The sequence below is a fragment of the Microbacterium meiriae genome, assembly GCF_040685015.1.
In the GTDB taxonomy this organism is placed as follows: Bacteria; Actinomycetota; Actinomycetes; order Actinomycetales; family Microbacteriaceae; genus Microbacterium; species Microbacterium meiriae.
In genome coordinates, this window is the sequence record NZ_JBFBHD010000001.1 from 1,667,553 (window position 1) to 1,689,843 (window position 22,291).

22 protein-coding genes are annotated in these 22,291 nt (G+C 71.8%); 12 read left to right on the forward strand and 10 right to left on the reverse strand.

Going from position 1 to position 22,291, the window contains the following annotated elements:
* The first annotated feature begins 14 nt into the window (after positions 1-14).
* Positions 15-893, forward strand: coding sequence for a dimethylargininase (ddaH, locus tag AB0N68_RS08150; RefSeq protein ID WP_187662474.1), 879 nt, complete (start codon positions 15-17; stop codon positions 891-893).
* A gap of 2 nt (positions 894-895) precedes the next feature.
* Complete coding sequence (gene rocD, locus AB0N68_RS08155; RefSeq protein ID WP_292797449.1) at positions 896-2,125, forward strand: ornithine--oxo-acid transaminase; 1,230 nt, start codon at positions 896-898, stop codon at positions 2,123-2,125.
* Positions 2,126-2,215: 90 nt separating this feature from the next.
* Here the strand turns inward: rocD and AB0N68_RS08160 are convergent, their stop codons facing one another.
* Genes AB0N68_RS08160 through AB0N68_RS08170 form a run of 3 tightly spaced genes read right to left on the reverse strand, consistent with a single transcriptional unit; the run spans position 2,216 to position 4,338 of the window.
* Positions 2,216-2,500 carry a hypothetical protein gene (locus AB0N68_RS08160; protein ID WP_025105431.1) on the reverse strand — a complete coding sequence of 95 codons (285 nt, stop codon included), beginning with the start codon at positions 2,498-2,500 and terminating at the stop codon, positions 2,216-2,218.
* A 60-nt stretch (positions 2,501-2,560) separates the two neighbouring features.
* Positions 2,561-3,892, reverse strand: coding sequence for an MFS transporter (locus tag AB0N68_RS08165; protein WP_280567314.1), 1,332 nt, complete (start codon positions 3,890-3,892; stop codon positions 2,561-2,563).
* Positions 3,893-3,897: 5 nt separating this feature from the next.
* Entirely contained in the window at positions 3,898-4,338 is a 441-nt protein-coding gene (locus AB0N68_RS08170; protein WP_187662473.1) for a MarR family winged helix-turn-helix transcriptional regulator, read from the reverse strand.
* Between the two features lie 71 nt (positions 4,339-4,409).
* Between AB0N68_RS08170 and AB0N68_RS08175 the strand changes: the two genes are divergently transcribed.
* The 5 genes from AB0N68_RS08175 (at position 4,410) to AB0N68_RS08195 (ending at position 9,825) form a co-directional block, all read left to right on the forward strand.
* A complete protein-coding gene (locus AB0N68_RS08175; RefSeq protein WP_292797428.1) occupies positions 4,410-5,156 on the forward strand; it encodes a copper homeostasis protein CutC in 747 nt (248 codons plus the stop codon).
* 9 nt (positions 5,157-5,165) lie between these two features.
* Complete coding sequence (locus AB0N68_RS08180) at positions 5,166-6,020, forward strand: alpha/beta fold hydrolase (RefSeq protein ID WP_187662471.1); 855 nt, start codon at positions 5,166-5,168, stop codon at positions 6,018-6,020.
* Positions 6,021-6,973: 953 nt separating this feature from the next.
* A complete protein-coding gene (locus AB0N68_RS08185; RefSeq protein WP_259953359.1) occupies positions 6,974-7,711 on the forward strand; it encodes a DUF1684 domain-containing protein in 738 nt (245 codons plus the stop codon).
* Positions 7,712-7,744: 33 nt separating this feature from the next.
* Complete coding sequence (gene lplAB / locus AB0N68_RS08190) at positions 7,745-8,794, forward strand: lipoate-protein ligase LplAB (protein WP_280567261.1); 1,050 nt, start codon at positions 7,745-7,747, stop codon at positions 8,792-8,794.
* A gap of 113 nt (positions 8,795-8,907) precedes the next feature.
* Positions 8,908-9,825, forward strand: coding sequence for a DNA-methyltransferase (locus AB0N68_RS08195; protein WP_187664232.1), 918 nt, complete (start codon positions 8,908-8,910; stop codon positions 9,823-9,825).
* Positions 9,826-9,849: 24 nt separating this feature from the next.
* On the opposite strand, the gene AB0N68_RS08200 is transcribed toward AB0N68_RS08195, so the two are convergent.
* From AB0N68_RS08200 to AB0N68_RS08210, 3 genes are read right to left on the reverse strand one after another with little or no spacing between them, the layout of a single operon-like run.
* Positions 9,850-10,200, reverse strand: coding sequence for a cupin domain-containing protein (locus tag AB0N68_RS08200; protein WP_280567272.1), 351 nt, complete (start codon positions 10,198-10,200; stop codon positions 9,850-9,852).
* The gene (locus AB0N68_RS08205) at positions 10,197-11,600 is read right to left on the reverse strand and encodes an NAD(P)/FAD-dependent oxidoreductase (RefSeq protein WP_280567274.1); all 1,404 of its coding nucleotides are present in this window, start codon (positions 11,598-11,600) and stop codon (positions 10,197-10,199) included. Before AB0N68_RS08205 ends, AB0N68_RS08200 begins: the two co-directional genes overlap by 4 nt.
* 26 nt (positions 11,601-11,626) lie before the next feature.
* Positions 11,627-12,094 (reverse strand): Lrp/AsnC family transcriptional regulator, encoded by a 468-nt coding sequence (locus tag AB0N68_RS08210; protein ID WP_025105441.1) that lies wholly within the window; start codon positions 12,092-12,094, stop codon positions 11,627-11,629.
* Between the two features lie 99 nt (positions 12,095-12,193).
* On the opposite strand from AB0N68_RS08210, the gene AB0N68_RS08215 reads away from it, so the two are divergent.
* Positions 12,194-13,642 carry a gamma-aminobutyraldehyde dehydrogenase gene (locus AB0N68_RS08215; protein WP_280567277.1) on the forward strand — a complete coding sequence of 483 codons (1,449 nt, stop codon included), beginning with the start codon at positions 12,194-12,196 and terminating at the stop codon, positions 13,640-13,642.
* A gap of 12 nt (positions 13,643-13,654) precedes the next feature.
* On the opposite strand, the gene AB0N68_RS08220 is transcribed toward AB0N68_RS08215, so the two are convergent.
* Positions 13,655-14,182 carry a GNAT family N-acetyltransferase gene (locus AB0N68_RS08220; RefSeq protein ID WP_268777081.1) on the reverse strand — a complete coding sequence of 176 codons (528 nt, stop codon included), beginning with the start codon at positions 14,180-14,182 and terminating at the stop codon, positions 13,655-13,657.
* Positions 14,183-14,406: 224 nt separating this feature from the next.
* Between AB0N68_RS08220 and AB0N68_RS08225 the strand changes: the two genes are divergently transcribed.
* Genes AB0N68_RS08225 through AB0N68_RS08235 form a run of 3 tightly spaced genes read left to right on the forward strand, consistent with a single transcriptional unit; the run spans position 14,407 to position 17,823 of the window.
* The gene (locus AB0N68_RS08225) at positions 14,407-15,552 is read left to right on the forward strand and encodes an ROK family protein (RefSeq protein WP_187662465.1); all 1,146 of its coding nucleotides are present in this window, start codon (positions 14,407-14,409) and stop codon (positions 15,550-15,552) included.
* 19 nt (positions 15,553-15,571) lie between these two features.
* Positions 15,572-16,501, forward strand: a complete 930-nt coding sequence (locus tag AB0N68_RS08230; protein WP_292797440.1) for a polysaccharide deacetylase family protein — start codon at positions 15,572-15,574, stop codon at positions 16,499-16,501.
* Positions 16,498-17,823: an MFS transporter gene (locus AB0N68_RS08235; RefSeq protein ID WP_292797443.1), complete on the forward strand. Its 1,326-nt coding sequence runs from the start codon at positions 16,498-16,500 to the stop codon at positions 17,821-17,823. Before AB0N68_RS08230 ends, AB0N68_RS08235 begins: the two co-directional genes overlap by 4 nt.
* A gap of 2 nt (positions 17,824-17,825) precedes the next feature.
* On the opposite strand, the gene galE is transcribed toward AB0N68_RS08235, so the two are convergent.
* Genes galE through galT form a run of 3 tightly spaced genes read right to left on the reverse strand, consistent with a single transcriptional unit; the run spans position 17,826 to position 21,218 of the window.
* Entirely contained in the window at positions 17,826-18,803 is a 978-nt protein-coding gene (gene galE, locus AB0N68_RS08240) for a UDP-glucose 4-epimerase GalE (protein WP_292797446.1), read from the reverse strand.
* Between the two features lie 46 nt (positions 18,804-18,849).
* Positions 18,850-20,034, reverse strand: coding sequence for a galactokinase (gene galK / locus AB0N68_RS08245; protein WP_313366534.1), 1,185 nt, complete (start codon positions 20,032-20,034; stop codon positions 18,850-18,852).
* Positions 20,031-21,218, reverse strand: coding sequence for a galactose-1-phosphate uridylyltransferase (galT, locus tag AB0N68_RS08250; protein ID WP_313366535.1), 1,188 nt, complete (start codon positions 21,216-21,218; stop codon positions 20,031-20,033). The genes galK and galT overlap by 4 nt, the downstream gene beginning before the upstream one ends.
* A 106-nt stretch (positions 21,219-21,324) precedes the next feature.
* Here galT and AB0N68_RS08255 point away from each other — a divergent pair, with 106 nt between their 5' ends.
* The gene (locus tag AB0N68_RS08255; protein WP_313366570.1) at positions 21,325-22,290 is read left to right on the forward strand and encodes a LacI family DNA-binding transcriptional regulator; all 966 of its coding nucleotides are present in this window, start codon (positions 21,325-21,327) and stop codon (positions 22,288-22,290) included.
* The last annotated feature ends 1 nt before the right edge of the window (position 22,291 follow it).

Here is a 22,291-nt window from a genome sequence, read left to right on the forward strand (position 1 = left end):
CACGAGGAGCATCCATGTCGACGCCGGAGACCGCCGTCACCACCGCCCCCACGCGCACCGCGCACCGCCGCCACTACCTGATGTGCCGTCCCGAGCACTTCACGGTGAACTACTCCATCAATCCGTGGATGGAGCCGTCGCGGCCGACCGACACAGCCAACGCCGTCGCCCAGTGGCAGAAGCTCTACGACCTGTATGTCGAGCTCGGCCACGAGGTCGAGCTCATCGATCCGCTCCCCGGATACCCGGACATGGTCTACACGGCCAACGGCGGCTTCCTCATCGACGGGCGCGCCTACGTGCCGGAGTTCCGGTTCGTGGAGCGGCAGGGGGAGGCTCCGGCCTTCGCCGACTGGTTCCGCGCCGCCGGCTACGACACCGTCATGCCGGAGGAGGTCAACGAGGGCGAGGGCGACTTCCTGCTCGTCGGCGACGTGATCCTCGCGGGCACGGGCTTCCGCTCCACCGGCGACAGCCACCGCGAGGTCGGCGAGGTCTTCGGCCGCGAGGTCGTGTCGCTCAACCTCACCGACCCCCGCTTCTACCACCTGGACACCGCGATCGCGGTGCTCGACCCCGTGCAGGGCGTGGAGAACGGCGGTCCGGAGCGGGCGAACATCGCCTACCTCCCCGGGGCCTTCGACGACGCCAGCCGTGCCGAGCTGGAGAAGCGCTTCCCCGACGCGATCCTCGTGTCGGACGAGGACGGCGCGGTGTTCGGCCTGAACTCCTCGAGCGACGGCTACAACGTCATCATCTCGCCGCGGGCGAAGGGCTTCGAGCAGCAGCTCCGGGAGCGCGGCTACAACCCGATCACCGTCGACCTGTCCGAGCTCCTCCTCGGTGGCGGCGGGATCAAGTGCTGCACGCTCGAGCTGCGGGGTGCGAAGTGACGATCGAGCAGACGGCGGGCGCTTCGACCCTTCGACAGGCGCAGGGACCCACCGCGGTCGCGGAGCCGCACGTCGCGCACAACTACCACCCGCTGCCGGTGATGATCGCGCGCGGCGAGGGAGCGTGGGTGACCGATGTCGAGGGCAAGCGCTACCTCGACCTGCTCGCGGCCTATTCCGCGGTCAACTTCGGGCACCGTCACCCCGCGCTCGTCGCGGCCCTGACCGAGCAGCTCGGTCGGGTCACGCTCGTCAGCCGGGCGTTCCAGAGCGACATGCTGGAGCCCTTCGCGGCCGCGCTCGCCGAGCTCTGCGGCAAGGAGCTCGTCCTGCCGATGAACACGGGCGCCGAGGCGGTGGAGACCGGCATCAAGGTCGCCAGGGCGTGGGGCTACCGCGTGAAGGGCATCCCCGAGGGGAAGGCGCGGATCGTCGTGGCGAAGGGCAACTTCCACGGCCGTACGACGACGATCGTGAGCTTCAGCGACGACGAGACCGCGCACGACGACTTCGGTCCCTACACGCCCGGCTTCGACCGCGTGCCGTTCGGCGACGCGGAGGCGATCGCCGCGGCGATCACCGAGGACACGGCGGGCGTGCTCGTGGAGCCGATCCAGGGCGAGGCCGGTGTGGTGATCCCGCCGGAGGGGTACCTCCGCCGCATCCGTGAGATCTGCGACGAGAAGAACGTGCTGTTCATCGCCGACGAGATCCAGGCCGGGCTCGGACGTGTCGGCGAGACGTTCGCGTGCGACCGCGAGGGTGTCGTGCCGGACCTGTACCTGCTGGGCAAGGCGCTCGGCGGTGGCATCCTCCCGGTCTCGGCCGTGGTGGGGAACACCGATGTGCTGGGCGTGATCCGTCCCGGTGAGCACGGCTCCACGTTCGGCGGCAACCCGCTCGCGGCGGCCGTCGGTCTGCGCGTGGTGGAGATGCTGCAGACGGGCGAGTTCCAGGAGCGTGCGCGGGCACTCGGCGCACACCTGGAGCAGGCGCTGCAGCCGCTGATCGGCCACGGTGTCACGGGCGTGCGCATCGCCGGGCTGTGGGCGGGCGTCGACATCGACCCCGCGATCGGTTCGGGCCGAGAGATCGCGGAGAAGCTGCTCGACCGGGGTGTGCTCGTGAAGGACACGCACGGGCAGACCATCCGCATCGCGCCCCCGCTCGTCATCCGGGCGACCGAGCTCGACTGGGCCGTCGAGCAGCTCAAGGTGGTGCTCGACGCCTGACCGCGGCCGACCCACCCCCTTCTGCACGAGCCACCCCCTTGCGAACGTTCGCAAGGGGGTGGCTCGTCTCGAAAGGGGTGGGTCGACGGCTCAGGCCGGCGGGGAGTCGGGGTCGAGCGTGCGGAGGGTGTCCTCCTCGGCGGCGTTGTCGGCCGCGAGCTCGTCCTCGGTGTTCTCGTCGCCGCCCAGCGGCGCGTCGTGGCCGGGGCCGGAACTGCCCTGGATGGCGCCGCCGGTCGACTCCCCGCGGGAGCTGTCGCCCTGGATCGCGCCGCCGGTGCCGTCGCCCTGGCCGGAGTTCTCGTCAGGGACGTCGACGCCGGGAGCGCCTTCGGCCGGATCCTGCGGGTGCGGAGTGCTCATGTTCTCGTCCATGACACGACGCTACGACCGCCGGGCCGTGATGAGGAAGGCGTTGACAAACGCGCCCGCAGCTCACTCGTCGTCGCGTCGAGGAAGCCGGATGGGCGTCGTCGCCGCGGCCTTCTCCGTGTAGTCCACCGGCTCGACCGGCTGCACGACGCGCAGCGGGCGCGTCTCGTCGAGGGTCAGGCGGAAGCGGCTGCTCTCCTCGCGGCGCAGCCTCCCCGACGTCAGCACCCACGTCACCCCGATCGCGCACGCGATGAAGCCGGCCGTCCCGCCGAGCATGATGGCGGCGCGGGGGCCGAACGTGTCCGCCACCCAGCCCGCGATCGGTGCGCCGACCGGGGTCGACCCCATGATCACGGCCATGTAGAGGGCGAGGACGCGGCCGCGGAGCGCCGGATCCGTCGTGATCTGCACGTAGCCGTTGGCCGTGGTCAGCAGCGTCACGATCATGAAGCCGGTGAACGTGAGCGTGACCGCGTAGGAGAGGTAGGTGGGCATCGCGGCCGAGACGAAGGCCGCGATCCCGAAGCCGCCCGCCGCGAGGATCACCACGCGCACCCTCGCACGGTCCCGCCGTGCGGCGAGGAGGGCGCCGATCAGGGAGCCGATAGCGAGCACCGAGCTCAGCACCCCGTACCCGTCGGCGCCGGCTCCGAACTCCAGCGCCATGGTCGAGGCGAAGATCGGGAAGTTCATGCCGAACGCGCCGATGAGGAACACCGTCACGAACACGACCTTGAGGTCGCTGCGCGCCCAGACGTACCGGAAGCCCTCCGCGAGGCCGCCGCGGCTGCGGTTCTTCGGCCGTGGTGCCAGCAGGTGCGTGCGCATGAGCATCAGCGCGACGATCATGGCGAGGAAGGTCGCGGCGTTGACGATGAACACCCAACCGGAGCCGATCGCGACGATGAGCAGACCGCCGACCGCGGGGCCGATCATACGGGCGAGGTTGAAGGAGGCGGAGTTGAGGGCCACGGCGTTGGAGGTCTCCGTGGCGGACACCATGTCCGACACGAAGGCCTGCCGGGCGGGTGCGTCGAACGCGTTGACGATGCCGAAACCGAGGGCGAACGCGAGCATCATCGGCAGGGTCATGACGCCGGCCAGCAGCAGGGATCCGACCGCGATCGCGAGGCCGAGCAGCGCGGTCTGCGTGGTCAGCAGGATCTTCCGCCGATCGAAGCGATCAGCGACCCAGCCGGTCAGGCTCACCAGCACCAGCGGTGGGCCGAACTGCAGTGCCATGGTGACGCCCATCGCGGTCGCGTCGTTGTCGGTGAGCTCGGTCAGCACGACCCAGTCCTGGGCTGTGGCCTGCATCCATCCGCCGACGTTCGACACGAGGGCGCCGGCGAACCAGATCCGGTAGTTGATGTTCGCGAAGGAACGGAACATGGCGCTCATCGCTCCACCACCCTCCGCATCAGGGCGCTCGCTTCTCGCAGCGTCGTCAGTTCCTCCTCGGTGTAGTCGACCTCGCGGAGCATGTCGGCCAGCAGCACGTCGCGGCGGCGGATGGTCTCGACGACGACCTCGACGCCGGCGGCGGTGATGTCCACCTGCACGCGGCGGCGGTCGTCCTCGTCCGGGGTGCGGGCGACGAAGCCCTGCTCCTCCAGGCCGTTCACGATGCTCGTCATCGAGGGGGCGGTCACGCGCTCGCGCTCGGCGAGGGTGGAGATCGTGCGCCGGCCGTTCATGCGCAGCTCGGCGAGAACGGCGAGCTGCGTGTCGCTCATCATGTCGGCGGCGCGGGCGCAGCGCAGTCGGCGGGCGAGCCGGAACGTGGCCATGCGGAGGTCTGTGGCGGTGAGGTGCAGGGAATCATCGGACGCAGACATACTTAGTTAGTCTATCTAATATTTCCGTCGCGGGGGCGGGAGGAGCCGAGGCCAGCGGGCACAATGGAGGGGTGACCCCAACGATCGCTCTCGAAATCGCCGTCCAGGACCCCGCCGGAGTGCGCATCGCCGCCGAGGTCGGCGCCGCCCGCGTCGAGCTCGCCACGGCACTCGCCCTGGGGGGGCTCACCCCGTCGCCGGCCACCCTGGAACTCGCGCTCGAAGCCGCGGGGGCGAACGGCCCCGAGGTGCACGTCCTCATCCGTCCGCGCGCCGGCGGCTTCCACTACAGCGCCGACGAGCTGGCTGTCGCCGAACGCGACGTGCGGCACGCGGTCGACGCAGGCGCGGCGGGCGTGGTGATCGGCGCGCTGGACGCCGAGGGGCGGCTCGACCTCGATGCCATGGCGCGGCTGCGGGATGCGGCCGGGGGAGCTCCGGCGACGCTGCACCGCGCGATCGATGTGACCGCCGACCCGGTGGCGACCCTGCGGGCCGCGAGGGAGCTCGGGCTCCGGCGCGTGCTCACGTCCGGAGGAGCTTCGGCCGCGATCGATGGTATCGACACGCTGCGCGCGCTCGTCGCCGCAGCCGAGGGGCAGATCGAGGTCATGGCCGGCAGCGGCGTCGACGTCGCGAGCGCTCCGGTGCTCGCCGCGGCCGGCGTCGACGCCCTCCACTTCTCCGCGAAGCGGGCGGTGACCGAGGACGGCGGCGTGCGCATGGGCTCCGCCTCCGACGGGGTCGGCGGCTACGAGGTGACGGACCGCGACATCGCCTTCGCGATCCGGGACGCTCTCGCGGGAACCGACCGGTAGGGCCGACTCATGACCGAGACCCGCGAGTACACCGACAGCCACGGCATCGCCATCGTCTACGACGTCCACCCCGCGGAGGGCACGCCCCGCGGTGTCGTCCAGCTCCTGCACGGGGTGGGCGAGCACGCAGGACGGTATCCGGCGCTGATCGCCGCGCTCACCGGAGCCGGGTTCACCGTCTACGCGGACGACCACCGTGGGCACGGGCGCACCGGCATGCGCCAGCACGGCGATCCGGCCCGGCTCGGACGGCTCGGCCCCGGGGGTCTCCGGGCGGCCAAGGATGCGATCTGGCAGCTGACCGGCATCATCCGCGACGAGAACCCGGACCTTCCGCTCGTGCTCCTCGGGCACTCGTGGGGGTCGTTCCTCGCGCAGATGCTGGTGAACGAGCACGCCGAGGCCTTCGATGCGGTGATCTTGTCGGGTTCGGCGCTGCGCACGCCCCGCTCCCTGAACCCGGCGCCGCTGAACGCCGCGTGGGCCGCGGACGACGCGACCGGGTACGAGTGGCTGAGCCGCGACCCCGCGGTGTGGAAGGCCTTCGAGGAGGACCCGCTCACGACGGGGGTGCCTCTGCTCAAGCTCTTCGGTCTGCTCGACGCGGCGCGACTGTACGGGCGTCCGGCGACGCACCTCGCGCGCGACCTCCCGATGCTCCTCCTCGTCGGCCGTGACGATCCGGTCGGCGGTCCCCGCAGCGTCCACAAGCTCGCCGACCAGTACCGGCGCCGCTCCGGACTCACCGACGTCACGACCCTCGTCTACCCCGACGCCCGGCACGAGATCTTCCAGGAGCTGCAGCAGGACGAGGTGCGCGCCGACGTCCTCGCCTGGCTCGACGCCCACATCCCCGCCCGCTGACTCCCGTCCCGGGTTCGGGTCCGATCCCGGTCCGGCCCTTCCCCGGCCTGTTCAGTCCCGTTCCGTCCCGGTCCGTCCCGGTCCGGTTCCGGTCCGTCCCGGTCCGGTTCCGGTCCCTTTACGGTCCGGGATCACTTTCGCCCCTTCCCCCGGCCCCGCGGGATCATTTTCGCGCGTGGCACAGGCCCCAGCGGAACGTTTTCGAACACGCACTGTGCGTGGGTGCGCCGGTGAGTCCGCGTCCGCGATGACCTGTCGGGTCAAGGCCGCGCCTCCCGTCACCGCCCGCGAGATCACCTTCGTGCCTCCCGACATCCCGCGGGATCAGTGTTGTGCCTCCCGCCACTGCCGCGGGATCACTTTCGTGCCCGGGACGGACCTCGGGGGAGCCTTTTCGAACACGCACGGTGATTCGCGCGCCGGTGGCAGTGGGGAATCACCCGCGCCTCGCGAATAGGGGGCGCGGAGGCGCGGAGGATCTTCGGCTTCCGTCGCGCCGCGGACGACCCCGGGTAGCGGGATCAGAAGCGGGCGGGGGAGGGCGCGCTGGGGGACGATTTCGATCCCGCGGGATGTGCGCGGCGGCTGCGCCCGGGTGGCGGGATCAGTAACGGGCGGGGGAGGGCGCGCTGGGGGACGGTTTTGATCCCGCGGGATGTGCGCGGGGGCTGCGCACGGGTGGAGGAATCAATAAGGGGCGGGGGAGGGCGCGCTGGGGGACGGTTTTGATCCCGCGGGACGTGCGCGGGGGCTGCGCCGGCGGGATCAGGAACGGGCGGGGAAAGGTGCGGCGAGGGACGGGTTTGATCCCGCGGGAGGTGCGCGGGGACCGCGGGGGAGTGTGACGCGGGATGACGCGCGGTGAAGGCGTGTGACGGAGGGAGGCCACGGGAGATGGGGGCAGTCCTAGATTCGGGGCACATCCGCACGAGCGAGGGGGAGGGCCCGCGGCGATGAGCTTCCTGACGGACTGGCATGAGTGGCATGCGGCGCGTGAACGCTATGCGGGGTCGGAGTACGGGCCGTCCGCGCTGGAGTCGACGAACTGGCTCATCACCGAACCCGCAGCGGTCGACGGCGTCCCCGGACTCTGGGCCCTCACCGGCGACGGCGGCATCCGCGGCAGCGAACTCGGACCGTCGGGGTCGGTCGTCACCCTCCGCGGCGCCCAGACCCTGCGCCTCGGGCGGCGGGAGTTGCGGGTATTCGATCGCAACGGGCTGCTGGCCCTCCGCGTCTGGAATCCGGCCCGTCCGCAGCGGGAGTGGTTCACGGCGATCGACGCCTACGCCCCGGACGAGCGCTGGCGGCTCCCCGCGACGTTCGAACCCGCGCCAGACGAGCGGATCGTCGTCACCTCGGTCGACGGTGAGGAGCGCGAGACCGCGATCGCCGGACGCCTGCGGTTCGAACTCGCCGGGGCCCCGCACGAGCTCACCGTCACCCGCAGTGGGAGCGGAGCGCTGAGCGCGGTCTTCGCGGACGGGACGAACGGGCTGGAGACGTATCGGTTCCGGTTCCTCCCCGTCGACGAACCCGCCGCCGACGGCTCCGCCGTGATCGACTTCAACCGCGCCTACCTGCCGCCGTGCGCCTTCTCCGACCAGTTCGTCTGCCCCCTGCCGACGCCCGGCAACCGCTACTCCACGCCGATCAGGGCAGGGGAGCGCGTGGTCGTGCTCGGCGGCTGACCACGGGGGCAGTGCGCGCCTTAAGCTGGATCCGTGCACGGTGAATACAAGGTTCCTGGGGGCAAGCTCGTCGTCGTCGACCTCGAGGTCGAGAACGACCGGATCGCGCGGTTCCGGCTCGCCGGGGACTTCTTCCTCGAACCGGACTCCGCGCTCGACGACATCAACGCCGCTGTCGAGGGTCTCCCCGTCGAGTCCGACGCCACGGCCATCGCCGCGGCCGTCCGCGGCGCCCTCCCCGAGGGGGCCCAGCTGCTCGGCTTCACCCCCGAGGCGGTCGGCACCGCCGTCCGCCGCGCGCTCGTCACGGCGCCCGGCTGGGGCGACTTCGACTGGGAGATCGTCCACGAGAAGGCGGTCTCGCCGCGCATGAACCTCGCCCTTGACGAGGTGCTCACCTCCCGCGTCGGCGAGGGGCGTCGGCGTCCGACGCTGCGCATCTGGGAGTGGGACGAGTCGGCCGTCGTCATCGGGTCTTTCCAGTCGTATCGCAATGAGGTCGACCCCGAGGGCGCTGCGAAGCACGGCTTCGACGTCGTCCGCCGGATCTCCGGAGGCGGAGCGATGCTCATGGCCGCGGGGCAGATCATCACCTACTCGCTCTACGTGCCGGCCTCGCTCGTCGCGGGCATGACCTTCGCCGACTCCTACGCGTTCCTCGACGACTGGGTGCTGCAGGCGCTCCGTTCGCTCGGCATCGAAGCCGTCTACCAGCCGCTCAACGACATCGCGAGCCCGACCGGCAAGATCGGCGGCGCCGCGCAGAAGCGCCTCGCGAACGGAGGTGTGCTGCACCACGCCACCCTCTCCTACGACATCGACGGCCAGATGATGACCGAGGTGCTGCGGATCGGCCGCGAGAAGCTCAGCGACAAGGGCACGACCTCGGCCGCCAAGCGCGTCGACCCGCTGCGGAGCCAGACCGGATTGGAACGTGCCGAGATCATCGAGCGTTTCAAGGACACGTTCCGCTCGCTCACCTCCGCCGAGGACGGCGGCATCACGCCGGACGAGTACGCCGATGCCGAGGCTCTGGTGGAGTCGAAGTTCTCGACCGACGCGTGGCTGCATCGCGTTCCGTGAGCCCTTCGACAGGCTCAAGCCCTTCGACAGGCTCACGCCCTTCGACAGGCTCAGGCCCTTCGACAGGCTCAGGGACCCAGGAGGACGGCCCAGGGGTCCAGGTCCCGGGGCGGGTGTCGGTGATCGAGGGGGACAACCTCGCCGTCGCGGCGACCCTGCCGTCCGGGTCCTTCACGCTCGTCTACCTCGACCCGCCGTTCAACACCGGAAGAGTGCGGGAGCGGCAGGTGGTCACCGCCCGCCGCACGTTCACAACTCCGGAAGAATCGGCGGATCCGGACGGGGGCAGCTCCCAACCGGCCGAAACCGCGTCGGATCTCCTGAGTTCTGAACACGCGGTCGGCGGGCCGGAGGTGCGGCACGGCTTCCACGGACATCGGTACGAGCGGGTGCGCGGCATGCTGCGCGCGTACGACGACAGCTTCGACGACTACGGCGCCTTCCTCATGCCGCGGCTGGAGGAGGCCTGGCGGCTGCTCGCCGACGACGGCACCCTGTACCTGCACCTCGACTACCGCGAGGCGCACTACGCGAAGGTCATGCTCGACGCGGTGTTCGGCCGGGACTGCTTCCTCAACGAGCTCATCTGGGCGTACGACTACGGCGCGAAATCCCGGCGGCGGTGGCCCACCAAGCACGACACGATCCTGGTGTACGTGAAGAACCCGCGGACGTACGTGTTCAACTCCGACGACGTCGACCGGGAGCCGTACATGGCTCCGGGGCTGGTGACCGCGGAGAAGGCGGCACGAGGCAAGCTCCCGACCGACGTCTGGTGGCACACGATCGTCCCGACGACCGGACGGGAGAAGACGGGCTATCCGACGCAGAAGCCCGAGGGCATCCTCCGGCGCATCGTGACCGCGTCCAGCCGACCGGGCGATCGGGTGCTCGACCTCTTCGCCGGCAGCGGCACGACCGGAGCGGTGGCCTCCGCACTCGGTCGGGAGGCGGTGCTCGTGGACGACAACCCGGAAGCGGTGCGGGTCATGGCCGCACGCATCCCGCACGCGGAGGTCCGCCGGGCCTGAGTGGGACGCGCTCGGCACGAGCCGTCAGATCCCGATCGAGACCTTCCGCAGGGTCGCGCTCACGGTCCAGACCGTCCGCATGCCGGCCGTGAGCCGCATCACGGACCCTGGGCCGAGTCCCACGGGCGGGAGCGCGGGTGCGGTGAACGCCACGGTCGCGCGACCGGAGAGCACGACGAACACCTCGTCCTCCTCGACGTCCACCGCCGTGCCCGGCGTCATCTCCCAGACGCCGATCTCGATCCCGCCGGCATCGTCGAGCACCGTGTAGGCCGTGGTCGGCGCGCCGTCGCGGACGTCCTCGTCGGGCAGCGGGGCGTGCGTCAGCGCGAGGTTCCCCGCGTCGACGACGGCTCCTGGGGTGAGCGTGGTCACGAGTCGAAGCCCATGCCGAGGGCGTCGAGCGTCTTCAGGAACAGGTTGCGGCGCCCCTCGTTGTGGTCGGCCCTGTCCATCGCGGCGCGGACGAGGTTGATGCCGACGGACGCGGCGGGCTCCGGCGGGAACGGGATCGGCTTCTCGCGCACCATCCGCAGCTGCGTGCGTTCGGTCTCCTCGCCGTCGAGCTTGTCGAGCATGACATCGGCCGCGAACCGGGCGGCGCCGACCCCGAGGCCGGTGAACCCCGTGGCGTAGGCGACCCGACCGCCGCGGGCGGTGCCGAAGAATGCGCAGAATCGGCTGGAGGAGTCGATGGCGCCGGCCCAGCGGTGCGTGAAGCGGAGGCCGGCGAGCTGCGGGAAGGTGGTGAAGAAGTGCGAGGCCAGGCGCCGGTGGCTCTCCATCCGGTCCTCGTAGGCGGGGCGCACCTTGCCGCCGAAGTGGTACACCGCGTCGTAGCCGCCGAACAGGATCCGGTCGTCCGCGGTGAGCCGGTAGTAGTGGAACTGGTTGGCGCTGTCGGCGAGCCCCTGGCGGTTGCGCCAGCCGATGGACGCGAGCTGCTCCGCCGACAGCGGCTCCGTCATCAGCACGTAGTCGTACACCGGGACCGTCATGAGGCGGTTGCGCTTCAGGAGCGAGGGGAACACGTTCGTCGCGAGCGCCACCTCGTCGGCGGTCACCCGGCCGTGCTCCGTGACGAGGGTCACCGGACCGGAGTCCGCGCCCTCGATCCGCCGGACGAGGCTGTGCTCGTGGATCTCCACGCCGAGCTCGACGGCCACCCGTGCGAGCTCCAGGCCCAATTTCGCGGGGTGCACGAGAGCGCTGCCTTCCCGGTCCCACGCGCCGGCGAGGAACGTGGGGGAATGCACTTCCGCCTGCACCGCCTCGCGGTCGAGGAAGCCCTCCTCCTCGCGCAGCCACTCGACCTGATGCGGCTCCACGGCGACCGCGAGCTGGCCCGTCCGCTCGAACTCGGCATCCATGTCGTACCGCCGCACGGTCTCGGCGATGCCGTCGAGGTTCTCGTGGCCCAGCTCCTCGAGGCGGTCGATCTCCTCGGGCCAGCGGTTCACGCCGTTCTCGTGGCCGTGCGTGAGGCTGGACTCGCAGAAGCCGCCGTTGCGCCCGGATGCCGCCCAGGCCACTCGGGATGCCTCCAGGAGGACCACCTTCCGCTCCGGATCCCGCTCCTTCGCGCGCACGGCCGTCCAGAGCCCGGTGTAGCCGCCGCCGACGACCACGAGGTCCGTGTGCACGGTGCCGCGCAGCGGCGGATGCGCGGGCCGCTCGACGTCGTCGAGCCAGAAGACCGACAGGGCCGTGTCGCGCAGGGCGTCGTCGACGACGGACTGCGAAGGACGACGGCGTTCGAAGACCGTGGTGCCCATGTTCACTCCGATGCGAGGGGAGCGCGTCAGCGCGTTCCCCAGTTGTAGAGGTCTTTGTAGAGGCCGGCGTAGAGCAGGCTCTCCGTCTGGATGATGCCGGGGATGGTGCGGATGCGGGTGGCGATGAGGTCGAGCAGATGGTCGTCGTCCTCGCACACCGCCTCGACGAGGATGTCGAACGTCCCGAGGGTGACGACGACGTACGCCAGCTCGGGGATCGCCGTGAGCTCCTCCGCGATCGCGCGGGGGTCGCCGGACACCCGGATCCCGATCATCGACATGCGGTGGAAGCCGAGCTGCAGCGGGTCGGTCACGGCGACGATCTGGATCAGGCCCGATTCGGTCAGGCGCTGCACGCGCTGGCGGGCCGCGGCCTCGCTGAGCCCGACTTCGCGGGCGATCTCCGCATAGGGACGCCGCCCGTCCTCCTGCAGCAGCTCGACGATGCGCTTCGAGATGTCGTCGAGGGCGGGGGGAGGCGTCTTCGGACTCATGTACCGATCGTGACATTCTGACCCGCCCTGCGCAACTGATTCCGTCGATCTGTGGACGAAAAGCTACAGATTCCGCGCTCGGATGGCTACCATGGCGCTATGTCCTCACCGTCGACGATGACCGTGCCCCTGCAGAACTTCATCGGCGGTCGCGCCGTCACCGCATCGGGGAGCGGGCGCCTGCCGCTCATCGATCCGGTGACGGAGGAAGCCTACGGCGAGATCCCGATCTCCGACCGCACCGACGTGGATGCCGCGTATGCCGCGGCCGCGGCGGCGTTCCCGACCTGGCGGGACACCCCGCCGTCTGCGCGCCAACTCGCCCTGTTCCGCATCGCCGAGGACATGGCCGCGCGGGCCGAGGAGTTCGCCGACCTCGAGTCGAAGGACACCGGCAAGCCGCGGGCGACGCTCGTCGCCGACGAGATCCTGCAGTCGGTGGACCAGCTGCGGTTCTTCGCCGGGGCCGCGCGGAGCCTCGAGGGTCGAGCCGCCGCGGAGTACCTCCCCGGGCACACCTCCTTCGTGCGCCGGGAGCCGATCGGCGTGATCGGGCAGGTGACGCCGTGGAACTACCCCCTGAACATGGCGGTGTGGAAGATCGCTCCCGCGCTCGCCGCCGGCAACACCGTCGTGCTGAAGCCGGCCGAGTCCACGCCGCTCACCACGCTGCTGCTCGCGGAGATCGTCGCCGCGCACACCCCCGCGGGCACCCTCAACGTCGTGCTCGGCGACCGCGAGACCGGAGCGGCCCTCGTCGAGCATCCGACACCGCAGATGGTGGCGATCACCGGCTCGGTGCGCGCGGGGATGGCCGTGGCCCGCTCCGCGGCCGACGACGTCAAGCGCGTGCACCTGGAGCTCGGCGGCAAGGCGCCCGCGATCGTCTTCCCGGACGCGTCGATCGAGAAGGCGGTCGAGGGCATCGTCACCGGGGCCTTCTTCAACGCGGGTCAGGACTGCACCGCGGCGACCCGGGTGCTCGTGCACGCGTCGATGCACGACGAGCTCGTCGCCGCACTGGTGGAGCGGACCCGCACGCACGCGCGGACCGGGGTGCCGGACGAAGAGGGCGTGCTGTACGGACCGCTGAGCAGCGCGGCCCAACTCGCTCAGGTGCAGGGCTTCATCGACCGGCTTGCGGCGCACGCGACCATCGCCACCGGTGGGAGGCGGCAGGGCGACCGCGGTTACTTCTGGGAGGCGACCATCGTGACCGGCGTGCAGCAGGACGACGAGGTCGTGCAGGGCGAGATCTTCGGACCCGTGCTCACCGTGCAGCCCTTCGATACCGAGGAGGAGGCGCTCACGATGGCGAACGACGTGCCGTACGCGCTCGCCGCCTCGGTGTGGACGCGGGAGCACACCAGGGCCATGCGCTTCTCCCGCGACTTGGACTTCGGCTGCGTCTGGATCAACACCCACATCCCGTTCGTGTCGGACATGCCGCACGGCGGGTTCAAGCACTCCGGATACGGGAAGGACCTGTCGCAGTACGGCTTCGACGACTACACCCGGATCAAGCACGTGATGAGCGCGCTCGACTGACGCGGCGGTCGTTCAGCGCAGGGCGAGGAGCTTGACGCGGCGGTGCTCCCGGAGCGTGAACTGCGGGCGCTGATCGATCTTCGTGGCCCCGTCGAGCTCCCACCCGTGCCGGGCGTAGAAGCCGTCGGCGCGGTCGTTGCCGTCGAGGACCCAGAGGTAGGCGCGGGTGTGGCCGGCATCGATCATGCGCTGCTCGGCGGCGTCGAGGAGGGCATGCCCCGCCCCCGTCGACCACGCGGTCGGGTCGGCGTAGATGCCGTACAGCTCGGCATCGTCCAAGCCGTCGGGGTCGCGACCAGAGCCGAACGACGCCCAGCCGACGACGGTGCCGTCGCGCTCCGCGACCAGGGTTCCGAGGCTCGTGGGCAACGGATCGGCGAAGATGCGGCGCCACCCGTCGGCCCGTTCCGAGACGGACAGCCCGTCCAGCACCTCCTGGTCGATGAGGCCCTCGTAGGCCGCCTGCCACGACCGCACGTGCACTCCGGCCACGGCCTCGGCATCGTCGGCGACGGCGTCTCGGATCACCAGGGGCGTCATCCCTCCACCCTATGCGGGCCCGCCGACGTCCTTCCGGGTTCCCCGGTCACACCTGCACGACACGGGTGCGTCTGTGGGGAGGAATCCCGGGTTCTGTCGTGCGGCCGTGCCCGGGTCGTGCAGGCGACGCAGCCGGGAAGGACGGGTCGACGGGTGCGACGCGATGTGGCAGGCTGGCGGGCACCGACTCCGCACGAGAATCGACCCCCCAGAGGTTCCGCCGCATGTCACGACCCCTCGCAGGACCGCAGACCCTGCTCCGCACGCTCAACGGCCGCGCGATCCTCGAGCGCCTCGCCCGGAGCGGACCGCAGACCAGGGCCGAGCTCATGGCGGCGACCGGCCTCTCCCGCACGGCCGTGACCCAGGTACTGCGGATGCTCGACGCCGCGGGAGCCGTCACTGCGGCCGGGGTCGACCGCGACACCCGCGGACCGGCGGCGGGCCGGGTCGCTCTGCACCCCGCCCTCGGGGTCGCGGCGGCCGTGCACGTGGACCATCACGCCGCCCACGTCGTCCTCGTCGACGCGACCGGCACCATCAGAGCCGAACGGCACGGCGCCTTCCCCGCGGGCGAGGACCGGGTCGCGCACATCGCCGCCCTCGTCGCGGCCTGCCGCCGATCCGTGAAGGGCGCGCTCCACCTCGCCGTCGTCGGAGTGCCCGGCATCGTCGCGTCGGACGGTGCGATCCGCGACGACCAGGGACCGGACGGCGGCGCCTTCCGCTCGGCTCTCGCGGCAGCCCTCGACTGCCCGGTCCGCGTCGAGAACGACGTCAACCTCGCCGCGCTCGCCGAGTCGACCACCGGCGTCGGCATCGACCTCGCGAGTTTCGCGCTGCTGCTGCTCGACGACGACCTCGGCGCCGGCATCGTGATCGACGGGGCGCTGCATCGCGGGTTCTCGGGAGTGGCGGGCGAGGTGATGTACCTCCCGCAGACGCCGGTGCCCATCGGCGCCCCGGTCGCGGGCGCCGCGGTGGTGCGCGACCTCGCCCTCGGGCTCGGACTGGATGTCGACGCGCCTTTCCTCGCCCACCTGGAGGCGGCGCAACGCGGAGACGAGGCGGCGCAGGCCCTCGTCGCGGAGATCGGACGACGGCTCTTCCTCGCGGCGGGCAGCGTCGCCCTCGTGCTCGATCCCGAGGCCTTCATCCTCGGCGGGGAGGCGGTGCACCCGGCGCTCCTGGATGCGATCGAGCGGGTCGCGGACGAGTTCGCCGCGCAGCTGCCGCTCCGTTTCCTCGCCTCGGCGTTCGGTCCGGAGGCGCCGCTCGTCGGAGCTGTGGGTGAGGCGGCCTCCGCGCTCCGCGCCGACGTCTTCACCCGGATCCTCACACCCTCCCGCGCACCCGCCACCGGCCGCTGACCGCCCGACAGGACACGCCATGACCGCCTCCTCCGCTCTCGCCGACCGACTCGGGCTGCCGTCCGGTGCCAGGGCGGTCATCCTCAACGCCGACGACTTCGGGATGTGCCATGCCGCGAACGCGGCGATCTCCGGACTCCTCCTCCGCGAGCGGATCGACTCGGCGACGGTGATGGTGCCCTGCGCCTGGTCCCCGGAAGCACTCGCCTTCGCCGCCGCGCACCCGGACCTCGACGTGGGCGTGCACCTCGTCCTCACGAGCGAGTGGCGCCGATACCGGTGGCGTCCGCTCACCGCGGGCTCGTCGACCCTCGTCGACGCCGACGGCTTCTTCCCCGCCGACGTCGCGACCGTGGAGCAGCACGCGTCGGAGGAGGATGTCGCCGCCGAGATAGCCGCGCAGTTGCAGGCGGCGCTCGATGCCGGCGTCGACGTGACCCACCTCGACAACCACATGGGCTCCGTCTACGGGCTGCTGACCGGCCGGGACTTCCTGCGCGCCGTCTTCGACCTCGCCGCCCGGCACGGCCTCCCCTTCCGCCTGCCCCGCGAGATGGAGGGAGCGGACGCCGATCCGATGCTGCAGGCGAAGCTCACCGAGGCGGCGGCGGTGGCGGATGCCTTCGGCGTGGAGATCGTCGATCGGCTCTGGACGCACCCGTTCGAGCTGCGCGGCGAGGGCACCGCCGATGAGGAGTCGTACGAGCAGGTCCGAGACGGGTTCCTCGCGGTGCTGCGCGCCGTCCCGCCCGGTGTCACCGAGATCTACCTGCATCCGATGGCCGACGGCGAGGAGCTGCGCGCCGCGGTGGACTTCGCGGCGGCCAAACGCGGCTACGAGCTGCGGCTGCTCGACGACCCGCTCGTGCAGCAGACGATCGTCGAGGAGGGTCTGGTCCGCGTCGGCTGGCGCGCGCTGCGGGAGCTGCAGCGGGGAGACGCCCGGTGACGGCGCTCGGCGAACGGCTGCGCGACCGCCGTCTCGACGCCGCTCCCACCCGCTCCCAGACCATCGCCTTCGGAGCCTCCGGGTTCCCGACGCAGCTGATGACGCAGACGTTCTCGGCGTTCGTCGTGTACTTCTACGTCTCGCACCTCGCCGTCCCCGCGGGGTGGGTGGCGGCGGCGATGATCGCCCACGGCATCCTCAACGCGGCGCTCAACCCTGTCGTCGGGGCGCTCTCCGACCGGATCCGCACGCCGTGGGGCCGCCGCATCCCGTGGATCGGGCTCGGCATCGTGCCGCTCGTCGTCGCGTTCGCCCTCGTCTGGATGCCGCCCGCGCTCCCGGCGGCCGGGCTCATCGTGTGGTTCCTCGTGGTCGTCGCGGTCTACGACATCGCCTTCGTCGTGGTGGTGCTGAACATCTCGGCGCTGTTCCCGGAGATCTTCCGCACCACGGAGGAGCGCGCCCGCGGGAACGTGCCGCGGCAGATCTTCGCGATCCTCGGCATGGTGCTCGGCACGGCAGGAGCCCCCGCGCTCTACGACGCGATCGGCTGGCCCGGGATGGCCCTCGTGCTGTCCGGCGTCTGTCTCGTGCTGCTCGTGTGGTCGTTCCTCGGCGGGATGATCGAGCGCCGGGTGCCCGAGGCCGCCTCCGAGGCCATGCGCTGGCGGGACCAGCTCGTCTACACGTTCCGCAACCGCGCCTTCGTGCCGTACGTGCTGGGCTCGCTCTGCGTGCAGACCTCGATCGCCGTGATCCTCGCCGCCGTCCCGTTCTACGTCCGCTACTCGCTGGGGGCGGCCGAGGGCGAGGGCAGCCTCCTGCTCGGCGCCATCTTCCTCACGGCCATCCCGTCGATCGTGCTGTGGAGCGCGGTGGTCCGGCGCACCTCCCCGCGCACGGCGCTGCTGTGGAGCGTCGCGGTGTTCGGGGTCGCGGTGCTCGGCTACCTGGTCCCGACGTCGGTGGGGGCGGCGGCTCTCGTCGGGGTGGCGGTCGGCGTCGGCGTCGGCGGGCTGCTGCAGCTCCTCGAGGTCGTGCTCGCCCAGATCATCGACGACGACGCGCATCGCACGGGCCACCGTCGCGAGGGTGCGTACTTCGGCGTGAACGGGTTCGTCGTGCGCGGCTCCGTGGTCCTCCAGGCGATCGTCGCCGCGGCTGTGCTGACCGCGACGGGCTTCGACGCCGGGCTCGGCGACGCGCAGCTGGAGGCCGTCGACGGCGGCATCCGGCTGATGCTGGCGGTCATCCCCCTGGGCTTCACCGCGGTCGGATGGCTGTGCTTCTGGCTCTACCCCATCCGCACGCGCGACCTCTGAGGTCAGCCGGCGGCGCGGCGGGCCTCCCAGCCCGTGCGCACCATCTCGTCGACGGTGTAGCGCATGGTCCAGTCGAGGTCGCGCGCCGCGAGTTCGCCGGTCGCCACGATCCGATCCGGGTCGCCGGGGCGGCGAGGGCCGACCTCGGGGGTGAAGTCGATGCCGGTGACGCGGGCGACCGCATCCATGATCTGCTTCACGCTGAGGCCGTCGCCGGAGCCGAGGTTGTACGCGGGCTCGATCGGTGCGCCGGAGGCCAGGCGCTGCGCTGCGGCGACGTGGGCGGCGGCGATGTCGCCGACGTGCACGTAATCGCGCACGTTCGTGCCGTCAGGGGTGTCGTAGTCGTCGCCGAAGATCTTCGGGGTGCGGCCCTCGATCAGCGCCTCGAAGACGATGGGGAAGAGGTTGTGCGGGCTGACGTCGTAGACCGTCGGGTCGGCCGAGCCGACGACGTTGAAGTACCGCAGCGAGGTGTGACGCAGCGGGCGGTCGGAGTCGGCGGTGGCGATCGCCTGGTCGCGGAGCAGCCATTCGCCGATGAGCTTCGACTCGCCGTAGGGGCTCGCGGGCCTCTTGGCGGTGTCCTCGACGACGAGGGAGACGTCCGGGGTGCCGAACACGGCCGCCGAAGAGGAGAAGACGATGTTCGCGACGCCCGCCGCCGCCATCGCCTCGAGGATGATCCGCGTCCCCTCGACGTTCTGGGCGTAGGTGTGCAGCGGGCGCTGGACCGAGACGCCGGCGTACTTGTAGCCCGCGACGTGGATCACGCCCTCCGCCTCGTGCGTGCGCAGGGTCTCCTCGACGAGGGCGCGGTCGAGGATGCTGCCCTGCACGAAGGGCACGCCCTCCGGCACGAAGGAGGCGACGCCGCTGGAGAGGTCGTCCAGGACGACGGGGGAGAGACCGGCCTCTGCGAGAGCGCGGACGACGTGGGCACCGATGTAGCCGGCGCCGCCGGTGACGATCCAGGACATGCGTTCCTCTCCTGCCGCGGCGGTGGCGGCTCGACCCTTCATTGTGTCAGGCGTCGCGGCGCGGACCTGCGGACGGGCTGACCTCGAACAGGTGCGGGGCGACGAAGCCCTCGGCGGCGAACCGCCCCCGCACCGCGTCGGCGAGGTGAGGCACGGCACCGCGGTCGACGAGGGCGATCGCGGCGCCGCCGAAGCCGCCGCCGGTCATGCGCGCACCCACCGCCCCCGAGGTGAGGGCGGTCTCCACCGCGGCGTCGAGCTCCGGCGTCGAGATCTCGAAGTCGTCGCGCATCGACGCGTGGGACGCGACGAGGAGGTCGCCGATGCCGCGTGCGCCCGCGGTGCGCAGCGTCGCCACCGTGTCCTGCACGCGCTGGTTCTCCGTGACGATGTGGCGCACGCGGCGGAAGGTCATGTCGTCCATCAGGCTCTCGGCGCGGGCGAGGTCGGCCACGGCGACGTCGCGCAGCGCGGGCACTCCGAGGATCGCGGCTCCGCGTTCGCATGCGGCGCGGCGTTCCCGGTAGCCGCCGGTGGAGTGCGCGTGCGTGACGCGGGTGTCCATCACGAGCACCGCGAGGCCGGCGTCGGCCATGCCCAGCGGCACGACGTCGGCGGCGAGAGAGCGGCAGTCGAGGAAGATCGCGGCGTCGGGCTCCCCGAGCATCGAGGCCATCTGGTCCATGATGCCGGTGGGCGCGCCGACGGCCTCGTTCTCCGCCGTGCGTCCGATCCGGGCGAGGGCGACCGCGTCGAGGCCGGCGTCCCAGAGCTCGTTCAGTGCCGTGGCCGTCGCGCCCTCGATCGCGGCGGACGACGAGAGCCCGGCCCCGACCGGGACGTCGGAGGCGATCGCGATGTCCAGGCCGGAGGCCGCGGTCGCGGGGGCGGCCGCACGGAGGGCCCAGGCGACGCCGAGCGGGTACGCCGCCCACTCCGGCACCGCGGGCGCCGTGCCGGGCGGGGTGGGGAAGAGGCGGTCGAGGTCGTCGAGAGCGATCTCGACCGGCTCGTCCGCGAAGGTCGAGGCGACGCGGAGCCGTCGGTCGGCACGGTGGCGGACGGCGGCGACCGTGCGCTGCGGGATCGCGAACGGCAGCACGAAGCCGTCGTTGTAGTCGGTGTGCTCGCCGATGAGGTTCACGCGCCCCGGGGCGGACCAGACGCCGTCCGGCGTGCGCCCGGCGAGGGCGGCGAAGAGGTCGACGGCGGCGTCGTGTGCGGAGGTCATGCGGAGGCTTCCTGGTCGGCGCGAGCGAGGGCCTCGCGGAGTCGGGCGGCCCCCTGCTCGGGGGCGACCTCGGCGGCCCAGGCCCACATCGCGGCCTCGGAGCCCGCGAGGAACTTGAGCTTGTCGGCGGCGCGGCGGGGGCTCGTGAGCTGCAGGTGCAGGCGCACGCTCTCGCGGCCGACGTGGACCGGAGCCTGGTGCCACGCGGCGATGTACGGGGTGGGGCTGTCGTAGAGCGCGTCGACGCCGCGGAGGAGACGGAGGTAGAGCGGGGCGAGCTCGTCGCGCTCCTCCGCCGTGGTCTCGGCGAGGTCGGGCACGTGCCGATGCGGCATGAGGTGCACCTCGAGCGGCCACCGCGCCGCGAAGGGCACGAACGCGGTCCAGTGCTCGCCGCGGAACACCACCCGCTCGGACGCCTGCTCCTCGGCGAGGATGCGGGCGAAGAGGTCGGGTGCGGTGCGGTCGACGGATTCCAGCACCCGGGCGGTGCGCGGGGTCACGTAGGGGTACGCGTAGATCTGCCCGTGCGGGTGGGGGAGGGTCACGCCGATCGCCTCGCCGCGGTTCTCGAACGGGAAGACCTGCTGGATCCCGGGCAGGGAGGACAGAGCGGCGGTGCGGTCGGCCCAGGCCTCGATCACGGTGCGGGCGCGGGTCGCGGTCTGGGTGCCGAAGGAGCCGGAGTGCTCGGGGCTGAAGCACACGACCTCGCAGCGGCCGACGGCGGTGCGGGTGCGCCCGAGTCCCAGGGCGGTGAGGTCGTCGAGGCCGCGCGGGGGGTTCGTCGCCCCGGGGGCGGTGCCGACGGGCTCGGCGAGAGCGGGGCCGAATGCGGGGGAGCGGTTCTCGAACACGGCCACGTCGTACCGGGACGGCACCTCGGACGGATTCGCCGGCGTCTGCGGCGCGAGCGGGTCGGCGTCGGCTCCCGGCATCATCACGCGGTTCTGGCGGTTGGCGGCGACGGTGATCCAGTCGCCCGTGAGAACGTCGAGCCGCATGGTCGCGGTGTCGGGTCGAGGGGCGAGGGTGCGGGCGTCGACCGACCGTTCCGCGCCGAGGGTCGTCTCCGGGTCGTCGTAGTAGATGAGCTCACGGCCGTCGGCGAGGGTGGTCGGGCGCTTGACGACCCCGGCGCCGAGACGCTCCGTGCGCAACTCAGGAGATTCGGGCGTGTTCACGTCAACATGGTAGGTGCCGCTGCGTGCTAACGTCAACATGACGGAGTTGTGAACGGAGGATCCCGTGGCCCGGAAGCTGTCGGCGTCGGTGTCCGCCCGCGTGTCCATGGCGACTGTGGCGGCGCGAGCCGGTGTCTCCGGACAGACCGTCTCCCGCGTCGTCAACGGCAGTCCGCGCGTGGACCCGCAGACGCGGGCGCGGGTCGAGGCCGCGATGACCGAACTGGGGTACCGGCCGCATCGGGCCGCGCGGGCGCTGCGCACCGGTCGCAGCCACACCCTCGGTCTCGTCGTGACCACCCTGGCCACGGTCGGCAACTCCCGGATGCTGCAGGCCGCGGCCGAGGCGGCGGCGGAACGCGGCTATGCGCTCACGGTCGTCACGGCTGCGGACGGCGTGGACCCGGCGTTCGCCCGGCTCGCCGACCAGGGTGTCGACGGTGCCCTCGTGCTGAACGAGGCTTCGGCGCTGGTCCCTGCCGCCACTCTGCCGCCGGAGCTGCGTCTTGTCGTCGTGGACGCTCCCGCAGGAGCCGGAGCGATCGTGGTGCACAGCGATCACGCCGCGGGAGCAGAGGCTGCCACGCGCCACCTGCTCGCCGCGGGGCACGAGACCGTCCACCACCTCGCGGGACCGGCGGACTCGTTCGCCGCAGCCGAGCGCGAGCGCGGGTGGCGCGAGGCTCTGACGGCTGCCGGTCTCACGCCTCCGGCGGTCGTGCGCGGGGACTGGAGCGCGGAGTCCGGCTTCGCCGCGGGGGCGGCCCTGGCCCAGGCGAGGGCGGTGTTCTGCGCCAACGACCAGATGGCGCTCGGGCTGCTGCGCGCGGTGGCGGAATCCGGACGCACGGTCCCCGGCGATGTCAGCGTGGTCGGCTTCGACGACATCCCGGAAGCGGCGAACTTCCTCCCGCCGCTCACGACGATCCGCCAGGACTTCCCGGCGCTCGCGCAGCGGGCGGTCACAGCGCTCATCGCCGCCGTGGAGGGCGACGCGGCGGCGACCGATCCCGCCGCGCCCGTGGTGGTGCCGACTCGGCTCGTCGAGCGCGCGAGTACGGCACGCCCCTGAC

Bases quoted from the DNA above. Each gene is read 5' to 3' on its own strand.
- ddaH (WP_187662474.1), top strand. From the start codon at position 15: ATGTCGACGCCGGAGACCGCCGTCACCACCGCCCCCACGCGCACCGCG.
- AB0N68_RS08160 (WP_025105431.1), bottom strand. From the start codon at position 2,500: ATGGACGAGAACATGAGCACTCCGCACCCGCAGGATCCGGCCGAAGGC.
- AB0N68_RS08165 (WP_280567314.1), bottom strand. From the start codon at position 3,892: ATGTTCCGTTCCTTCGCGAACATCAACTACCGGATCTGGTTCGCCGGC.
- AB0N68_RS08170 (WP_187662473.1), bottom strand. From the start codon at position 4,338: ATGTCTGCGTCCGATGATTCCCTGCACCTCACCGCCACAGACCTCCGC.
- AB0N68_RS08180 (WP_187662471.1), top strand. From the start codon at position 5,166: ATGACCGAGACCCGCGAGTACACCGACAGCCACGGCATCGCCATCGTC.
- AB0N68_RS08185 (WP_259953359.1), top strand. From the start codon at position 6,974: ATGAGCTTCCTGACGGACTGGCATGAGTGGCATGCGGCGCGTGAACGC.
- AB0N68_RS08205 (WP_280567274.1), bottom strand. From the start codon at position 11,600: ATGGGCACCACGGTCTTCGAACGCCGTCGTCCTTCGCAGTCCGTCGTC.
- AB0N68_RS08210 (WP_025105441.1), bottom strand. From the start codon at position 12,094: ATGAGTCCGAAGACGCCTCCCCCCGCCCTCGACGACATCTCGAAGCGC.
- AB0N68_RS08215 (WP_280567277.1), top strand. From the start codon at position 12,194: ATGTCCTCACCGTCGACGATGACCGTGCCCCTGCAGAACTTCATCGGC.
- AB0N68_RS08220 (WP_268777081.1), bottom strand. From the start codon at position 14,182: ATGACGCCCCTGGTGATCCGAGACGCCGTCGCCGACGATGCCGAGGCC.
- AB0N68_RS08225 (WP_187662465.1), top strand. From the start codon at position 14,407: ATGTCACGACCCCTCGCAGGACCGCAGACCCTGCTCCGCACGCTCAAC.
- AB0N68_RS08230 (WP_292797440.1), top strand. From the start codon at position 15,572: ATGACCGCCTCCTCCGCTCTCGCCGACCGACTCGGGCTGCCGTCCGGT.
- galE (WP_292797446.1), bottom strand. From the start codon at position 18,803: ATGTCCTGGATCGTCACCGGCGGCGCCGGCTACATCGGTGCCCACGTC.
- galK (WP_313366534.1), bottom strand. From the start codon at position 20,034: ATGACCTCCGCACACGACGCCGCCGTCGACCTCTTCGCCGCCCTCGCC.
- AB0N68_RS08255 (WP_313366570.1), top strand. From the start codon at position 21,325: ATGGCGACTGTGGCGGCGCGAGCCGGTGTCTCCGGACAGACCGTCTCC.